Here is a 579-nt window from a genome sequence, read left to right on the forward strand (position 1 = left end):
AGAGTGCAAAGGCAGAAGGGAGCTTGACTGCGACACCGACGGGTGGAGCAGGTACGAAAGTAGGGCTTAGTGATCCGGTGGTATTAAGTGGGAATGCCATCGCTCAACGGATAAAAGCTACCCTGGGGATAACAGGCTTATCACTCCCAAGAGTTCACATCGACGGAGTGGTTTGGCACCTCGATGTCGGCTCATCGCATCCTGGGGCTGTAGTAGGTCCCAAGGGTTGGGCTGTTCGCCCATTAAAGCGGTACGCGAGCTGGGTTCAGAACGTCGTGAGACAGTTCGGTCCCTATCCGGCGTGGGCGTAGGATATCTGAGAGGAGCTGTCCTTAGTACGAGAGGACCGGGATGGACGGGCCGCTGGTGCACCGGTTAGACTGCCAAGTCTACAGCCGGGTAGCCAAGCCCGGAAGGGATAAACGCTGAAGGCATCTAAGCGTGAAGCCCCCCTCAAGATGAGATATCCCATTCGAAAGAAGTAAGACCCCTTGAAGACGACGAGGTAGATAGGGCAGGGGTGGAAGTACGGTAACGTATGGAGCTGACTGCTACTAATCGGTCGAGGGCTTGTCCAAA

The 579-nt window shown here is 55.6% G+C and carries 1 rRNA gene; it reads left to right on the plus strand.

The features are described from left to right. Positions 1 to 578: ribosomal RNA gene (locus ACTNEW_RS16345) — 23S ribosomal RNA — on the plus strand; the annotation flags it as partial. Position 579: the final 1 nt, after the last annotated feature.

Source organism: Blautia sp. HCP3S3_G3, from assembly GCF_052063365.1.
Lineage (GTDB): Bacteria > Bacillota > Clostridia > Lachnospirales > Lachnospiraceae > Blautia_A.